Annotated in this window: 17 protein-coding genes; 5 read left to right on the top strand and 12 right to left on the bottom strand. The window is 60.5% G+C overall.

The features are described 5' to 3' along the window. The 3 genes from I5961_RS13135 to I5961_RS13145 all read left to right on the top strand — a co-directional run bounded on the left by I5961_RS13135 (position 1) and on the right by I5961_RS13145 (position 2,112). Positions 1-750, top strand: coding sequence for a hypothetical protein (locus tag I5961_RS13135; RefSeq protein WP_227235470.1), 750 nt, complete (start codon positions 1-3; stop codon positions 748-750). Then, on the top strand, positions 747-992 hold the full coding sequence (locus tag I5961_RS13140) for a hypothetical protein (RefSeq protein WP_139834841.1): 246 nt from the start codon (positions 747-749) through the stop codon (positions 990-992). The genes I5961_RS13135 and I5961_RS13140 overlap by 4 nt, the downstream gene beginning before the upstream one ends. A 370-nt stretch (positions 993-1,362) precedes the next feature. Beyond that, complete coding sequence (locus I5961_RS13145; protein ID WP_227235471.1) at positions 1,363-2,112, top strand: hypothetical protein; 750 nt, start codon at positions 1,363-1,365, stop codon at positions 2,110-2,112. A 34-nt stretch (positions 2,113-2,146) separates the two neighbouring features. On the opposite strand, the gene I5961_RS13150 is transcribed toward I5961_RS13145, so the two are convergent. The 5 genes from I5961_RS13150 to I5961_RS13170 all read right to left on the bottom strand — a co-directional run bounded on the left by I5961_RS13150 (position 2,147) and on the right by I5961_RS13170 (position 7,288). After that, positions 2,147-3,127: a D-2-hydroxyacid dehydrogenase family protein gene (locus I5961_RS13150; RefSeq protein WP_227235472.1), complete on the bottom strand. Its 981-nt coding sequence runs from the start codon at positions 3,125-3,127 to the stop codon at positions 2,147-2,149. A gap of 13 nt (positions 3,128-3,140) precedes the next feature. After that, positions 3,141-4,166, bottom strand: coding sequence for an alpha/beta fold hydrolase (locus I5961_RS13155; protein ID WP_085703074.1), 1,026 nt, complete (start codon positions 4,164-4,166; stop codon positions 3,141-3,143). A gap of 85 nt (positions 4,167-4,251) precedes the next feature. Then, positions 4,252-4,686, bottom strand: coding sequence for a YqaA family protein (locus I5961_RS13160; RefSeq protein WP_227235473.1), 435 nt, complete (start codon positions 4,684-4,686; stop codon positions 4,252-4,254). After that, positions 4,686-5,132, bottom strand: a complete 447-nt coding sequence (locus I5961_RS13165; RefSeq protein WP_007957572.1) for a DUF411 domain-containing protein — start codon at positions 5,130-5,132, stop codon at positions 4,686-4,688. Before I5961_RS13165 ends, I5961_RS13160 begins: the two co-directional genes overlap by 1 nt. 164 nt (positions 5,133-5,296) lie before the next feature. Further along, entirely contained in the window at positions 5,297-7,288 is a 1,992-nt protein-coding gene (locus I5961_RS13170) for a methyl-accepting chemotaxis protein (RefSeq protein WP_085696421.1), read from the bottom strand. 382 nt (positions 7,289-7,670) lie between these two features. On the opposite strand from I5961_RS13170, the gene I5961_RS13175 reads away from it, so the two are divergent. Beyond that, positions 7,671-8,204, top strand: a complete 534-nt coding sequence (locus I5961_RS13175; protein WP_085696420.1) for a hypothetical protein — start codon at positions 7,671-7,673, stop codon at positions 8,202-8,204. A 53-nt stretch (positions 8,205-8,257) separates the two neighbouring features. On the opposite strand, the gene I5961_RS13180 is transcribed toward I5961_RS13175, so the two are convergent. From I5961_RS13180 to I5961_RS13205, 6 genes are all read right to left on the bottom strand, one after another. Further along, the gene (locus tag I5961_RS13180) at positions 8,258-9,202 is read right to left on the bottom strand and encodes a GNAT family N-acetyltransferase (RefSeq protein WP_227235474.1); all 945 of its coding nucleotides are present in this window, start codon (positions 9,200-9,202) and stop codon (positions 8,258-8,260) included. Then, entirely contained in the window at positions 9,202-10,491 is a 1,290-nt protein-coding gene (locus tag I5961_RS13185; RefSeq protein WP_085696416.1) for a phenylacetate--CoA ligase family protein, read from the bottom strand. The genes I5961_RS13180 and I5961_RS13185 overlap by 1 nt, the downstream gene beginning before the upstream one ends. After that, the gene (locus I5961_RS13190; RefSeq protein ID WP_227235475.1) at positions 10,475-12,925 is read right to left on the bottom strand and encodes an aldehyde dehydrogenase family protein; all 2,451 of its coding nucleotides are present in this window, start codon (positions 12,923-12,925) and stop codon (positions 10,475-10,477) included. The genes I5961_RS13185 and I5961_RS13190 overlap by 17 nt, the downstream gene beginning before the upstream one ends. 1 nt (position 12,926) lies before the next feature. After that, positions 12,927-14,057 (bottom strand): acyl-protein synthase, encoded by a 1,131-nt coding sequence (locus I5961_RS13195; RefSeq protein ID WP_085696413.1) that lies wholly within the window; start codon positions 14,055-14,057, stop codon positions 12,927-12,929. A gap of 15 nt (positions 14,058-14,072) precedes the next feature. Continuing rightward, entirely contained in the window at positions 14,073-15,320 is a 1,248-nt protein-coding gene (locus tag I5961_RS13200) for an MFS transporter (RefSeq protein WP_227235476.1), read from the bottom strand. A gap of 261 nt (positions 15,321-15,581) precedes the next feature. Then, a complete protein-coding gene (locus I5961_RS13205) occupies positions 15,582-15,719 on the bottom strand; it encodes a hypothetical protein (protein ID WP_170929687.1) in 138 nt (45 codons plus the stop codon). A gap of 157 nt (positions 15,720-15,876) precedes the next feature. On the opposite strand from I5961_RS13205, the gene I5961_RS13210 reads away from it, so the two are divergent. Continuing rightward, on the top strand, positions 15,877-16,065 hold the full coding sequence (locus I5961_RS13210; RefSeq protein WP_007957552.1) for a hypothetical protein: 189 nt from the start codon (positions 15,877-15,879) through the stop codon (positions 16,063-16,065). 18 nt (positions 16,066-16,083) lie between these two features. Here I5961_RS13210 and I5961_RS13215 read toward each other — a convergent pair whose 3' ends face one another. Then, positions 16,084-16,461 (bottom strand): fe2+ zn2+ uptake regulation protein, encoded by a 378-nt coding sequence (locus I5961_RS13215; protein WP_085703067.1) that lies wholly within the window; start codon positions 16,459-16,461, stop codon positions 16,084-16,086. Positions 16,462-16,689 lie beyond the last annotated feature (228 nt).

A 16,689-nucleotide genomic window follows, 5' to 3' on the forward strand; every position in this document is an offset into this window, starting at 1 on the left:
ATGCTCCCAATAACCTTGGGAGTCTGGCACCACAACCACAAAAAACGCGCCTCAATCATCCCAACCCGCTTCAACCGCCAACGCCGCGAAGTCTGCTTCATGCCCGAGGGCGCCACTGAGCCGGTCTTCGTCCCCTGGGAATCCCTCTCCGCCTGGATCATCGAAGCCCAGGGCGCCACCCAATACGGCATTCACCGCCAGTACGGCATGGGCATCGGTTTCTACGAAGGCGAAACCCTCACCAGCCTCGAATTCCAATGCGCCGGCCTGCCACTCGCGATCAGCCATTGGGAAGCCATTCGCGGCTACATGGAATACGAAATCCACGACCTCAAACCGATCCAGGATCTGCAAGACTTGCAAGGCCCCGACGACCCACCTCACGAAGGCCTGCACACCTTCCGTAATGCCCGAGCGCGCATGCATCAGCAGATCCGCGACGGCTCTCGTTCGCAGCTGTCGGGTTTCTTCTGGTACCTCTATCACGTCATGACCTTGTGGACGATTCCCAACCGCCTCGTCGAATGGGAAGTGCGCCGCCTCGAACGGATCGGCAAACAGGCCCTGCCCGAGGCCATGCGCCAATGGTCGGAGCCGCTGCCGAAAGAGCAGTGGGCCAAGCCGAGTGAAGAGCTGCTGCGGCTGAGTGAGCAAGTACGCCAACTGCAAAAGCGCCAGCCGCATCGACCGATCACCGAGATATTTGCCGAGGTGCAGCGCATGGGATCTACGGGTAAGCGCCGCGCATGAATTGTTTTCCCAAACAGCGAACGGGGGCCGAATTCACACCAGCGAAGGAAACTCTGGAGTTGGCTGTTTGTGTTCAGAGCCTGGACGACAAAGGTGAATGGACATCCCGCACCCGTGTCATTCATATCGATCCTCGGGGTGATGGTCATTTTTCAGTGGTTGCTCCTGAACTCGTCAAAGAGAAACCGCCGATTTTGCTTGTCGAAACCCAGTTTTTAGAGCAGGCCGATCATGCCGAATAATCTCGTCGAGCCATTGGTTGTGCAGCAGCTTGAACAACCCAGAAAGGCAGGAGATACGGAGCCGTTTCCGAGTGGGCAAATTACTTATGTCTCTCCGCTGCCATTACCAACACTAATGCCACCTTACGGCCCACATATCGGTGAGTTGAATAATGAGTACATGGACTTTGGGTTGGGGTCGCCACAAGTCTTTTCTTGGCAGGTCGTATTGGGTGGACCATTGAGCGTGTCTTTCACAGTAGTTTTCTTATTCCCACTGATTACCGGGTTTTTGGGAGTTATTTTTGGGTACGGGCAGGAAGCCATTTGGGACTCGATGGTCGGTATCTTTGAAATAGCCTGCGAGAACATATCGTTCACTGGCCCATTCATGCTGCTCATCACCCTCGGCGTCTGGCACCACAACCACAAAAAACGCGCCTCAATCATCCCGACCCGCTTCAACCGCCAACGCCGCGAAGTCTGCTTCATGCCTGAAGGCGAAACCGAACCTGTCTTCGTCCCCTGGGAATCCCTCTCCGCCTGGATCATCGAAGCCCAGGGCGCCACCCAATACGGCATCCACCGCCAATACGGCATGGGCATCGGCTTCTACCACGGCGAAACCCTCACCAGCCTCGAATTCCAATGCGCCGGCCTGCCACTCGCTATCAGCCATTGGGAAGCCATTCGCGGCTACATGGAATACGAAATCCACGACCTCAAATCGATCCAGGATCTGCAAGACCTGCAAGGCCCCGACGACCCACCCCACGAAGGCCTGCACACCTTCCGCAATGCCCGCGCACGCATGCACCAGCAGATCCGCGACGGCTCTCGTTCTCGGTTGTCGGGTTTCTTCTGGTACCTCTATCACGTCATGACCTTGTGGACGATTCCCAATCGACTCGTCGAATGGGAAGTGCGCCGTTTCCAAAGGATCGGCAAACAGGCACTACCCGAGGCCATGCGCCAATGGTCGGAGCCGCTGCCGAAAGAGCAGTGGGCCAAACCGAGTGAAGAGTTGCTGCGGCTGAGCGAGCAGGTACGTCAACTGCAAAAGCGCCAGCCGCATCGGCCGATCACCGAGATTTTTGCCGAGGTGCAGCGTATGGCATCGACCAACGGTCGCCAAGCATGAGTGGATGTTATCGATGGCGAGGTTGCCCGGTGGCTTAGCCACCACCGGTCAAGGCGTCCGATCTGTTCAACAGCCGGATGGGGTTTCCCGCCGACCAGGCCTGAATGTCCTCGATCATCTGTGAAAAGAACAACTCATAGTTCTGACGGCTGACATACCCGACATGGGGCGTGGCCAGCACGTTGTCGAGGGTGCGAAACGGGTGCAGGGCCGGCAGCGGTTCCTGATCGAACACGTCCAGGGCCGCACCGGCGATGCGCTGTTTCTGCAAGGCCTTGATCAGCGCCGCTTCGTCGACAATCGGCCCGCGCGCGGTGTTCACCAGCAGCGCGGTCGGCTTCATCCAGCCCAGTGCCTGGGCATCGACGAGACCCCGGCTGCGGTCGCTGAGCACCAGGTGCACCGACAGCACGTCAGCCTGTTCGAACAGCTGTTGCTTGCTGACATAGGTGACGCCGGCCTGTTCGGCGCGCTCGGCGGTGAGGTTTTCGCTCCAGGCGATGACGCGCATGCCGAACACCTGACCGAACTGCGCCACCCGCTGGCCGATGCTGCCGAGCCCGAGAATGCCGAGGGTCTTGCCGTGCAGGTCGCTACCCAGCCCTTGCTGCCACTGGCCGGCGCGCAAGGCATTGGCTTCGTTCACCAGATTGCGGGTGGCGGCCATGATCAGCGCCCAGGTCAGTTCCGGCGCCGCGTGCTTATAGCTGTCGGTGCCGCAGACCTTGATCCCGAGCCGGGCGGCGGCCGGCATGTCCAGCGCCGCGTTGCGCATGCCGCCGGTGACCAGCAGCTTCAGGTTCGGCAAGCGCTTGAGCAGGTCCTCATCGAAGCGCGTGCGTTCACGCATCACGCAGATCACTTCGTATGGGCCCAGACGCTCGGCCAGTGTGGCGTTGTCCGCCGGGTAGTCATGGACAAAGGTCACTTTGCCGAGACTGTCGAGCACCGACCAGTCGACTACGCCCCGCGCGACGTCCTGCCAGTCATCGATCACCGCAATCTGCACCACCATCAGCGTTACCTCTTCAACGAACGGGATTGGTTTTGTCCAGCCAGCCCAGCAGTGCCTGGTGGAACTTCGCTGGCTCTTCCATCTGCGGGGCGTGGCCCATGCCGGGGAACTCCACCAGCGTGGACTGAGGAATCAGTTTGGCAACCTGCTTGCCCAGCACCTCGTAGTGACCGATTTTGGCCTTCACTTCCGGCGGCGCGATGTCCTTGCCGATGGCGGTTGTGTCGGAAGTGCCGATCAGCAGCAGGGTCGGCATCTTCAGGTCCTTGAACTCGTAGTACACCGGCTGGGTGAAGATCATGTCGTAGATCAGCGCCGAGTTCCATGCGACCTGAGTCTTGCCCGGGCCGTTACTCAGCCCGGCGAGCATGTCGACCCAGCGGTCGAATTCGGGTTTCCAGCGCCCGTCGTAATAGGTCGTGCGTTCATAGTCACGAATGCCCTGGGCGGTGACTTTCAATTCGCGCTGATACCACTGATCGACGCTGCGATAGGGAACGCCGAGGGCTTTCCAGTCTTCCAGGCCGATCGGATTGACCAGCGCCAGTTGCTCGACCTGATCCGGGTATTGCAGCGCATAACGGGTGGCAAGCATGCCGCCGGTGGAGTGGCCGAGCAGGGTGGCTTTCTGGATGCCCAGGGCCTTGAGCAGTTGCTGGGTGTTGGCCGCCAGTTGCTGGAAGGTGTACTGGTAGTGATCGGGTTTGCTGGAGGTGCAGAAACCGATCTGGTCCGGGGCAACCACCCGGTAGCCGGCTTCGCTCAAGGCCTGGATCGAACTGTCCCAGGTCGCGCCGCAGAAATTCTTGCCGTGCATCAGGACCACGGTGCGCCCGTTGGCCTTGCCGTGGGCGGCGACGTCCATGTAACCCATTTGCAGCGACTTGCCCTGGGACTGAAAGGCAAAGTGCTTGAGGGTGTAGGGATAATCGAAACCTTGCAGTTCCGGGCCGTATTGCGGGCCTTCGGCGTGAGCAAGCAGGGGCAGGGCGGCGGTCAGCAACAGGCCGGGCAGCCAGCGGGTCAGCGACACAGACATAGGACAACTCCACAAGAAATCGGCCGATGCTGGAACGGCCGGATTAGGGCGACGTTAAACACAGGCAATGTCCGGGCCCGATCGTTCAACCGAGCCAGCCCAGGGTGAGTATCGCCAGCACCCCGTAGCGGGCGCCTTTGGCGATAGTGACGATTAACAGGAATCGTCCAAGAGGTTCGCGCATGACCCCGGCGATCAACGTCAGTGGATCGCCGATGACCGGCAACCAGCTGAACAGTAGCGACCAGTGACCATAGCGCTGATAGTGAACCCGGGCGCGTTCCATATGTTTGCGGCTGACAGGAAACCAGCGCCGGTCCTGAAACCGTTCCAGCCCGCGCCCCAGCCACCAGTTCACCAGCGAACCGAGGACGTTGCCCAGCGTCGCCACCGCCAGCAGGCCCCAAAGCCAGTAACGATCGCTGACCAGCAACCCGACCAGCACGGCTTCCGATTGCAGCGGCAACAGGGTTGCTGCACCAAACGCGGCCAGGAACAGCCCGAGATAACCCGCCGTCATCAATGGGCCGGGTAATCCGCCACCACGACATCGGCGCCGTCTTTCTTCAGGCCGATCACTTGATACGCATCGCTCATGCCGTCCATTTCCATGCCAGGCGAACCCATCGGCATACCCGGTGCAGCAACGCCAAGCAGGTCGTCGCGCTTGCTCAGGGCCAGCACCTGTTCCGCCGGAACATGGCCTTCGACGAATTTGCCGTTGATGATCGCCGTGTGGCAGGACGCCAGACGCGGCGGTACGCCGTGTTGTTGCTTGAAGCTGCTCATGTCGGATTCGACGTGGTCTTCGACCTTGAAGCCATTGGCTTCCAGGTGGCTGATCCACTTCTTGCAGCAGCCGCAGTTGGCGTCGCGGTGGACTTCGATCGGGATGAGGTCGGCGGCTTGCGCCAGGGAGGAGATAAACAATGCGCTCAGGGCGGCCAGACGCAGATGGTTTCGCATGGAGGGCTCTCGGCTCAAAGGAGAAACGGTCAAAAAAGGAAGGCATTTTGACCGGTTTTTCCTGCCGGGCATCAACGGAGTGTTTCCAAGTGATACGAGGCAGGCCTGCCAACATGATCGTAGATCAAAGCTGACAGGCCGCTGAGCACAAGATGACAAAACTGTCAGCGCACCTTGAAACGCCCCATGATCGCGCTTACCCGGCTGTTGGCTTCCAGCAGCTGGCGGGTGTTGAGTTCGCTGGCCTGGCCGCTTTCTACCAGTTCATCAACCATGTGGCGGATCTGCACCATGCTGCGGTTGATCTCTTCGGTGACCGCACTTTGCTGTTCGGCGGCGGTGGCGATCTGAGTGCTGAGGCTGTTGATGTGGCTGACTGCACCGGCCATTTCGTCCAGCCCGCTGTTGACCCGGGTGGTGGCATCGGCGGCCGACTGGCAGCTGGCCTGGGTGTTTTCCATGGCGCTGACCGACGAGCTCACGCCTTGGGTCAGGCGGGTCAACATCTCGTTGATTTCCGAGGTACTGGCCTGCGTGCGGGCGGCGAGGGCACGGACTTCGTCCGCCACCACCGCAAAACCGCGACCCTGTTCACCAGCCCGTGCCGCTTCGATCGCAGCGTTGAGCGCCAGCAGGTTGGTCTGGCCGGCGATGGCGCCAATCACACCAAGGATTTCGGTGATGCGCTGGGCGTCCTGCTGCATGCTTTCTACCTTGTGGGTGGCGCTGGCCACCTCGTCGATCAACGCCACCACGCTGCCGGACGCTTCACCGACCACGATGCGCGAACGGTCGGCGTTTTCGTTGGCGCGCTGGGTGAAGGCGGCGGTTTCGGCGGCATTTTGCGCGACACTTTCGGCGGTCGAGCTCATTTCGTTGATCGCGGTAACCGTCTGATCGGTTTCCGAAGCGTGACGCAGCAGAATCTGGCTGGTGTGCGCCGAGGTGCGTTGCAGGTTGTCGAGGCTCGAAGCCATGGCGCCGGTAGCCTGGGTGACTTCGCCGATCATGTTTTGCAGGTAGGCGATGAAGGTGTTGACCGAATGCCCGATGGCGCCGAGTTCGTCTTCAGCGCGGATGGTGATGCGCCGGGTCAGGTCGGCATCGCCGCTGGACAGCGAATCGATATTGGCTTTCAGCGCTTTCATGCGCGAAACCAGTTGGCGGATCGCGTAGACCTGCAACAGCACCAGCAGAATCACCAGCGGAATCTGCAACAGGCTCAGACTGCTGAGCACGTCGTCACGCTGGGCGGTGAGCATTTTGGTGGGCAGCGCGGTGGCGAGGAACCACGGGGTGCCTTCGATCGGACGCATGAAGAACGTGCTGGCTTCACCGTGGTTGTCGAATTCGACGCGCTGCGCCTGCTCGCGGTTTTGCAATCCGGCCTTGACCTGGCTGGCGAAGGTGGAGCCGCCGGCCAGTTCGCTGATGTTTTTCAGCACGATCGGCCCGCTGATGCGCGAACTGTTGCTGATGATCTTGCCGTCGGCCTCGACAATCAGCATTTCGGCGTTGAGGTCTTTTTCCTTGCGCGCCACCAGATCGTTGAAGAAGCCCAGGGTCACGTCGATGGTCGAGACGCCCCAGGCGCTGCCGTTTTTCTGAATGGCCATGGCGCAGTTGGTGCGTGGTTCGGCGCTGGCGTCATCTTTATAGGCAGCAGCCCAGGCACACTGGCCGCGCGGGGTCTGCATGCCGCCCTTGTACCAGCTCTGGTCGTAATAGTTGGGGGCCGCGTCGCTGTTCCAGAAGGTGTTCACCGCCAGTTTGCCGGAGGCATCACGGTGCCAGAACGTACTGAACTTGTTGCGTCCGGCCTCACGCTGACCGGGCAACGGCCAGATGCCGCCGCCGAATACTTTCAGTTCACCGTATTGATCCACCAGCCCGGGCAACACGGTGTCGATGGCTGCGCTGTCGAGCAACGGAATGGTCTGGGTGATGCTGCGCTGTTGCGCCTGGACCTTGTTCAATTCGCCCTGGATCTGCTCGGCCACTTCCGCAATGCGGTTGAGCACGACTTGTTCTTCGGTATGGCGCAGCTTGGGCGCGACCAGTTGGCTGATGCCAACCACCGTCAGAACTGACAACAGCAGAATGAACAGAACCAGAAACAGCGTGTAGCGAGCCTGAATGGTACGGAATGCGGGCATGGAAACCGGTCCTTGAGCAGGGATTCTTATTGTGGGCAGGGAAAAAAACAGCGCGGGTTTCCTAACGTATCGTCGGGTCCTCGGGAAGCTTTAGGTACTTTCGTCCTAAAAAAAGCGGTCCCGACCAAAGGAACGTATCGGGCCTGATACACAAGAACTAACCGGGCCGAACATTAGAGCAATAAACCCACTTTAATCACCTTGTCATGATCGCTCTGGTCCCGTATTTCCGGGCGGTTTACGGTTTGTATCGTGAATGTACAAAAATTGTAAAAAAGTGCAGAAAGGAGTTGGTGCCACTAGTTTGCCGGCCGATACTCCGCGCAACTCAAAAGTGGTTCAACAAGGAATTTTTCATGTTTTCTTCGCAAGGAGCCTGCGCATGACTATCGGATATACCGGTGCCTGGCAACCCAAGGCGGGTCTGCTGGTTCGAGATACAGCAAGCTCAAGCAAACCGGTTTCTCAAAGCGTGAAGGTCAAGCAGATGCTGGCCCTGGTCGGCAACGATCCCACCGTGATCAATACGGCGGAGATGGACAAGCAGGGTCTGCACAAGAACATCAAGGGTTTCGATCCGACCAATGTTTCGGCCAAGCAACTGGGCAGCCTGAGCGCAATGCTGCGTAGCCGCGGCCTGATTTCCGAAATCACGTCCATGACCTTGCTCAATGCAGGCGACAAGTTCGATCGCTTCGGCATCCAGAAAGACCCGGATGCCAAGTTCAATGCGCTGGAGTATTTCGCCACGCAACTCGATACCATCCAGAACAACAATCTCAAGGGCAACAAGTACGCGAATACGTTGATCCCCGAGTACAAGAAAGCCATTTATGTACTGCAGAGCCTGCAGACTTACGGTCAGGGCGGGGAGCGCAAGCCTCCTACCGATCAAGGTGTAAAAGCCAAGGCCTGAAAGACAGGGCCCACTCCGGTAACGGGGTGGGCCCTTTCGTTTATATGCGGCGTTTATGGGCGGCTGCCACTTCTGCGATGACAGGCCGGCGGTGCGATCTGCCGCTGCATATCGTCATGCAATCGCTGCATTTGCGGGCAATGCAAGGTCAGGGATTTGGGCTGGAATCCCCGATGAAACAACGCCAGCCATCCTGCTCCTCTGTCATCGGGCGCCAGTCCGCTGAACACGAAGCCTATCGTCGTCAGCCGGTGCCAGGCCTTGTCGAAACCCTGCGCCAGCCTGAGTCTGATCGATATCAGCCAATGGTCGGGCAGTTGCTGCAATTCTTTGAGCAAACTGTCGTCCACTTCTTTGAAAACCCCGTCATATCGCCCCCAGCGCTGCTCCAGCTGCGCCGGCGCGCCGATCCACGGCGACACGTTCAACCGCGTTCCGAACACGTCGCACAGCTGTTGCATGAACTCACGGCATTCATCCGGCCAGGTCAATGCCGGCAGCGGGCGCTGATAACCATCGACGGGGGCGTAACCCAATACCAGCGATTCCGTCACGGCGTCGCCAAAGGGCGACGGCGCATGATCGGGCAATAAGCCGGTGTTGTGAAACCCAAGACCGGCGGCCATTTTCTGCGTGTAGGGGTGATGGGTCATTTGCTTGATCGTGACGCCCTGATAACCCAACGCTTGCGCATGGATCAGCAAGTGCCGGCCCAGTTCAGTGGCGACGTTCTGCCCACGGATCTGCGGATCCACCACGCTCAGCGCCAGCTCGGCGATGGACGATTCCTTGTCGAGAATCAGCGTGGAGTGGCCCGCCACCCGATTGTCGGACACCGCCACCAACGAATGCCAGTGGCCGTCGGCGTGGTTCTGGCTGATCAACCGGGGCAGGTAAACATGCGGCTGAGCGTAATGATCGCCATAGATCTTCCTGAACAGGCGACTGACCGCCGCAGCGTCACTGGTGCGATAACTTCGCAGGGTGATGGAATCCATCAGCAACGCTCCTGGTTATGGCCGTTGTAGACACGACGGTCCAGCACACGCTGACGTTTGCCGGAGCGTGGATGACGTTCCAGTTCCTGCGTCGTACAGCAGCGAATCCGCAGCGCAAGCTGGTGATCGGCGCTCAGTTGCTCGATCAACGGATAGTCTTCAAGCAAGGCGCGATGCAGCGTCTGGTCGGCTTCAGCGATTGCCGGTGACAGGGCGTCCGGTGCCCAGTGCAGACGCAGAATATCCGTCGCACCCTCCTGCTCGATCACCAGTTGCCATTCGTCGCTGCCGGTGATGCGCCACACTGTCTCGCCGATCGATTGCGGCAGCAGGGTCAGGATACCCACGCGCACCCGCTGGCTGTCGGCGCAGCGGCCCATCAATGCGAACTTGCGCCGGGGCGTGCCGGACGGTTCGCACCAGCATGCACGGTCACCGACCGGGTAGCGGATCAACGGCATCAACCGGCGTGTGAGGTTGGTCATCACCAGTCGTCCGGACCGGCCGCATTCTTCGATCACTTCGCCGCTGTTCTCGTCGAGGATTTCCAGCAGTGCGTGACCTTCAGGAACCCGATGTTCACCCAGGGCACAGTCGCGATGACTGGCACCGATGAAGCCGGCGTCGACGCTGGCGTAGCCGATGGACGCCACTCGGGCGTTGGGAAACACTCGCTCAAGCCGTCGCAACTGGGCGTCAAACAGGCTTTCACCGGCGTAAAGCAGGGCGGTGATGTGCTCGAGAGTCCGGCCCTGTTGTTCGAGCCAGGCTGCGAAGGTCAGCAGATGGGCGGGCAGGCCCGCCAGCACGTTGATCCGGTGCCGGGTAATTGCATCGGTCAGCAGGATCGAGTCGACATGGCCGGTAAAGGGAAACTCGACAACCTCGGTTTGCACATGCGCCAGGGCATCGTGGGTAAAGATGAAACTGGCATACAGGTCACCGACAAAAAACAGGTTGGCGACCCGGTCCCCGGCGTTCAATTGCGCACCGAGGCTGCGACCGAAGTCTGTTACCAGCGTCCGCCATTCCTCGCGCCGGAACAGTGAAAACTTGCCGGCGCTGGTGGTGCCTCCGGTCTTGAACACCAGCGCGTCAGTCAGCGGCGCTGTCAGGGCAGGCCAATGGTCGAGGTCATGACTGCCTTTCCAGTATTCCCCTGGGTCAATCACCGGCAGTTGTTCCAGTGATGTGACCGGCCGGGAAAGTTCGGCGAAGTGACGTGCATAAAAGCCGGAATACTGTCGAGCAAACGTGACCAGCTCTTGCCATTCAAACCGTGTGTTCATGTTCGGTTCCTTGCGTGTCTGTGCAGGGACCAACGCCCCGATTGTCGATCAGCAACGGCGTCTTGCCGCTGTGTTTGTTGCGGGTGAACCCGTCGCTGCCGCAAACCTCTACCTCGACGGTCAGCAGCCCGGTCTGGATGAGCGTGGCCAGCGTCGGGTAATCCAGCAGGCGACGCTGAACATCATCGGATTGCCTCGGGCTGCGAAAACGCATGCGCTCCAGTCCGTCCGGGGCGTGCTCGAGGATCAGCTGGAACTCGGTCTCCAGGTGCTCTGCCAGTTGCGACAGACAGATGAAGTCGGTGCCGATGCGGATCAACTTGCCGTGACGTTGCAGCAGCTCGAAGCGCGGTGTAGGCAGCCCGCAGTCACACATACCGGGGAGCCAGCGACCGCTGTCACCGACGTCGTAGCGCTGAACGTCCTGGCCTTCGCGCTCAATGGAGGTAAACACCAGGCGCCCGGTTTCATTACCGGTCACCGCACGATCCGACTCGAAATCGACGATCTCCAGGTGCTGGATATCGCTCATCAGATGGAACACCCCATCGCCGGTGGCCGGGCAGGCATGGCCGAGCGGTCCGGCGTCGACGCTGCCGTAAATGGCCGAGCGGATCAGCCTGACGCCGCAGCTGCGCATCAGGGCGAGGCTTTGTTCACCGGGATGTTCGCCGCCGAGGAAGACTTTTTCGATCCCGCCATAGGTACGCAGTCGTGCCTGCTCGTTGAGGAACAGACGGTGCAGGGTGCTGGGCATGCCGACCAGTACGGTGACGCGCTGATCGATGATGACCTGCGCGATCTCGCGGTAATCGTCATCGGCCGGAGCCCCCATCGGCAGGTGCGTGGCACCCAGCAGTTCCAGCACTTTGGAGAAACTGAAGAAACCGCCATACAGCCCCCCACTGAAGAACAGGTTCATTACCCGGTCGCAACTCGGGTCGAGACCCGCCGCGAACAACCCGTCAGCGCTGGCGCGCATCTGTCGATCAAAGTCGCGGTAGCTGTAACCGGCCAGCGCCGGGGTTCCGCTGCTGCCACCCGAGCGGAAATACAAACGGGCCGCTGGATGGATAGGGCGTCTGACGAAGGTCTCCTTGCTCATGATCGGCAGATTGGCCACGCGAGGTGGCGCCGGCAGCGGATCGAGCGTGGCGCAGGTCGTCAGCGCCGTCGTCGACAGGCTGACCGACACGCGCCGGCTCAAGCGTTGCAGGGCATACACGCCGTCGTGGGGCTCGCCTTCGTAACCATCGTGAATCGCCTGCACCGGGGTAATCCGTGTGACGCCGGCGGCAATCAGCGTCCGGGCCAGTCCGGCCATTTCGTGATCGGCACACATCAGTCCGGCGCTTTGCAATACGTTTCGCCAAGGCAGTAGCGCCTCGGTCACCCGCGCACGTGGCACAGGCTTGAGCAGCAGACTGCGAAACAGCGGCGAGGGGCCCAGTTGCCGGTCGTGGTTCCAGATGACGCGCCAGTCCGGCGCCTGCCAGACCTGTCCGCTGGCCCCGCCAAAGCTCTGAGCCAGTCGCGCCATCGCGGTTCGGGTGGTGATTTGCGAAGCCTCCTGAATTGAAGGTTGCAAGGCCGGCCAGTGTCGGGATCGACGTTCGAATGCCTCGGCCATGCCATTGCCGATCGAGCGCAAGACGTTCTCGTCGTCACTGTCCACCAGCAGCCATTGCGGACTGGAACAAGCCTGCTGGTCGAGGCGGCAGACTTCATCGGCCACGGCGTCCAGCGCTTGTGGCGAGACCGCTGCCGGTGTCAGGTAGATGAAACTGATGCGGTGGCCCCAGTCGATCCAGCGACATCCAGGCGCGAGTTGCTGGCGGATGGCTTGCAGCGCGGACTCGCCGCCCCACGCCGACACTCCGTTGGCCTGTTGGCACAATTCACCGATCCGGGCCGTGCTGGCCGGAACGACTGCAACATGCCCGGCGATCTGGCCGGTGGCATCGCACTGCGCCAATCCATGCAGCAATTGCGCGGTCATCCCCTGATCGCTGCTGCTGGGCCGCAACCAGTTGACGTTGCCGGCCAGCAGTCCCTCGATCACCGCGCAGAACGCCAGCAACGGCGAGTTGCCGGGAGTGATGTGGACCACTAGGCCCAGCGGACTCCAGCGTTCAAAGCGCGGCTGGCGATAATCGAGGCGACGCAGGCTGGCCGGTTGTGCGCCGAGTTCGCGCTCAAGCTTGCAGCGCAGCGCAGCGGGTTGGCAGAACCCGATCAGTAACTGACGTTGTTCAGCGTCGAGCGGAAAGGGCAGATCCGGGTCTTGCAGGCGTCTGGCAAAGGTAGCCGCCGTGTCAAGGACCGTCGCCGTGTCCAGCGGCGTGACCAGCCGTTGTGGCAAGTCCGGATAAAGCTTTTCCAATGCGAGGTCGAAGGTGAAGTCGTCGTGAAGTTGTCCGTTGATCAGGTACATATCAGTGCTTCCCCAGCAGTTCAGACGCGGCCATGGCGCAGCTTCGGCCGGCGGTGGTGGCCGCCCGGCCATGCAGTTCGAACCAGTCCACTGGCAGCCCGCAGCCGCAACTGTCGCCGGGATGCAGGGTGGCGAGGTCACTCATGACCACCGCGTGCGCCGGGCTCGACGAAATGTAAGGCGAGACAAAACTCAGCAAGCCTTGACGGCCATACGGCAGCAGCGAGAAGTCGGCGGGATCACGTACCAAGACCTTCGAATAGACCGGTACGTGGAAGTGGTGGTCAGCGCACTCAAGGTACGGCACTGCATGCTCGACCGCGCCGTAACCGTCACGGCAGCGGGACACCTCGATGCCCAATTGGCGGTGGATCCGCTCGTACAGTTGCCGGCGGGGAATCTCTTGCGCCGCCTGGGTTTTCCAGCCGCCGCCAAACAGCGCCAGCGAACCTTCTGCCAGTTGCAGATCGGCCACCCCGGTGGCCTGCATGCGTTGCAGGGTCTGCCAGAGAAATGCGGGGAAACCGAAGATTCGTACCGGCAAGCCTTCCTCGGCGAAGGACTGCAAGGCGGCGATTACGCCAAAGCTGTCGAATTCATGGCCGTTGCCCGTACGGCGCAGTGCATAGGCCACGCGGTTGACGGGGGCGAAGCGGCACAGGAACTGATCGGTGAAGGACGTTCCCAGGCTGATGCGTCCTTCGGGTTCATAGCTCAGCAGCAGGTAGTTGCACGGCGTGTCCGGGGTGTCCCAGGCATAGTGCCGGAAGATTCGTTCGACCATGTTCTGGGCTGCGCTCAGGCTGCGTTCGTCATATCGCATGCGGCTTTTCTCGCCGCTGGTGCCGGAGGAGGTGAGCTCCCGAGCGTCCGCTGCGGTGGAGCTGAGCAAAGCCTGGCGCTTGAAGTAACTGGCGAAAACCGGCGGGAGTCGCGACCAGTCATCGAGGTGATCCAGATCGCCCACGGTCAGGCCATTGGCGTTCAGCCAGTGTTCGTAGCCGGGTGTGTGCTGGCAGTGAAACCGGCTGATCTCGGCCATGGCCTGGCTGAACAGTCCGTCCGGCACGGAATCCGGGCAATAGGGTTGCGTCAACGCGCAGAGCGCGTCGCTGTGGGGGAGGTGGTTCATCAGGCGTCCTTTTCTTTATGTTGAAGAGGCGGAGTCTGTCGGGGCATGTGGCAGAAACCGGTACAGCAAAGGCAGGCTGAGCAAACCACCCAGCGCCGCCAGAATGGCGAAGGATTCGAGACGGTTGCCGCCGCCGGTCGCAGCAATCAGCGAGCCACCGACACCCATCACGGCAATCGAAATCATGCCGATCGCAGCGGAGACCAGTCCTTTGCTGTCATCGCTGGAAAACAGAGCCAGCCGGTACAGCGCGGCGTTGCTCATGCCAAGCCCGACGGCATACAGCGCAAGACCGGTCATCAATCCGGCAAGGGAAAGGCCGGTCAGTGCGGTGGCTATCAAGGTCAGCAACCCCAGGCAGAACGGCCAGAGCGCCAGACGAATCAATTGCGGCAGATCCCGCGAATTGAGCAGTCTGTCGAGGATCAGATTGCCGACGATCACCGCCGAGAACACCGGAATTTGCCACAGCGCATATTCGCGGGTCGTCAGGCCCAGCAACTGAACCAGCAGCAGCGGCGCGAGACCGATCCAGGCAATCAGCGGCAGGCTCATCAGACCCAGGGCAAGGCAGATGCCGACGAACCGGTGATTGCGCAGCAGCGCCACGTAACGGGTCCTGATCTGGCGGAAGGAGAAGGGGATCGGCGCTTGTTGACCGCCATCGTGGCGGACAACGCCGATCGTCTCCGGCATGCAGGTATACAGTCCGATCCAGGTCAGTGTCGCGATCAGGCCCAGGCCGAGAAACAGCTCGCGCCAGCTCAGCCACTCCAGCAGCAGACTGCCGAGCAGCGGACCGAGCAGGGGCGAAAGCAGGGCGACGTTGCCCAGCAGTGCCATCAGTCGCACGGCATCGGCCTCGCAGAAGACTTCCTGAAGGGCGGGATAACTGACCGCCACGACAAATCCCAGGCCCATGCCTTGCAACAGTCGCAGGGCGTTGAACACTTCGATGCCGGGCGTGGCGACGGCCGCCGCACAGGTCATGCCGAACAGCGCACAACCGGCGAGCAACAGCGGGCGCCGGCCAAACCGGTCGGACAAAGGCCCGATCAGCCATTGCAGGCAGACGCCGCCGATCAGATAGAGATTGAACGCATTGGGAATGTGAGCCGCATCGGCTTCCAGATCCCGGGTGACGGTCAGCATGGCCGGCATGACCATGTCGCTGGCCATGTAGGTCAGCCATTCGAACAGCGTGATGGCGAGACAGAAGCCGAGCGCCTGGAGTGGCGGGAGGGGAATGAGAGTTCGTTGCATGCGCTTTCACGATCGTCGAGAGGTAGCGCAAGAGTAGGGAGGAGCGGGGAATGTCCCTAAGCCATTGGTGTGACGGTATATGACGAGGTTGTGCGTAATGTTACGGAGGGCAGCATTCCTACTTGAGGAGGCGAAGACTCCTATACCGGTAATCGCCGATCCATAAAAAACGCCCACATTCCTGCGGGCAATTCTCCTGACGCTTAAATCCGTTGTTGCATTTGAACGGATGGACGCTGGCATCCTTTCCGCGAGATTGACTTAACGATGGTAGTAATAGCCCGGGCCAGGCGCGTAGTGGCGATGATCGCCATGCCCGCCGCCGTGGGGAAAGATGATGCAGCCGCTCAGGGCGAGCAGTGCAAGGACAGGAATCAGCCAGGTGATTCGACGCAGCATTTCAAAGATCCTCATGGTTGACGCCGCTTGAAGCCAAAGCTCTTCATCGGCTGTAACATGAGACCCCGTTAACGGCGGCGCATCCCCGTCAAAAGGTATGCGCATGGCATCAACGCCGATACAAACCCGATACATTCCAACGGTTCAGGAACCTGTAATGACCCATAAGCAACGCTTGATATATTCGATTCTGATCGCTGTCGCCGTACTGCTGATCATGCTCGGCCTGTCCTGGCTGCAAAACGCCGGCAAGCTCAGCGAGCAAACGTTCCAGTACATCGCCATCGGTGTGGCGGTAGTGGTCGTGGTGATCAACGGCGTGATGCGCCGCAAGGTCAAGCCCTGACGGCGTCTGCCGCGTGCATCAATCGCTGTTGAGCACGGCGGCAGCCTGGGGATGGAGGCTGTAGCTCTTGTCGTCGTTGAACGTGATCACGCCTTCGGCGCACAGGCGCTTGAGTACTTCGCGCACGCTGAGAAAGGACAACGGAATGTCCAGATCCAGCAGTTGGCTATGCACGCCACGCACACCCAGGCGACGGTCGTCCTCGGCGGCGACCAGCAAGGTGTCGATGACTTTGAGGCGAATCAGGCTGGTGCGCAGGCCGAAGCTTTTAAGCAGCAAACGGATGCGTTCATTGCCGTGACGCTCGACCCGTTGCCCGAATACGTCGGCGTGCGAACCCATGGGCGCTCCTTTGGGGGTCTGGCTACCTTCCGATGGTAGTGGCGGGTTGTACATGCGATTACTCCTTTCAGAGCCTGATCAGGAAAGGTTTCTTGTGCTCTCTCTAAACAAGACGTTTCAGCTCGACAAATCATGAAGCGAAAAATGTAGAAATTTTGTCGTCGTTTCGTCTTTTCCCCGTGATCACGGCGCCAAACGGGTGTGTGACCGACTAAATTTTTTTCCGCGGCTTCGTTTTCTGAACAGGCTCATTGCGCGTGACGCGTGGGTGATTTCAGAGCG

The sequence above is a fragment of the Pseudomonas sp. IAC-BECa141 genome (assembly GCF_020544405.1).
Classification (GTDB): Bacteria; Pseudomonadota; Gammaproteobacteria; order Pseudomonadales; family Pseudomonadaceae; genus Aquipseudomonas.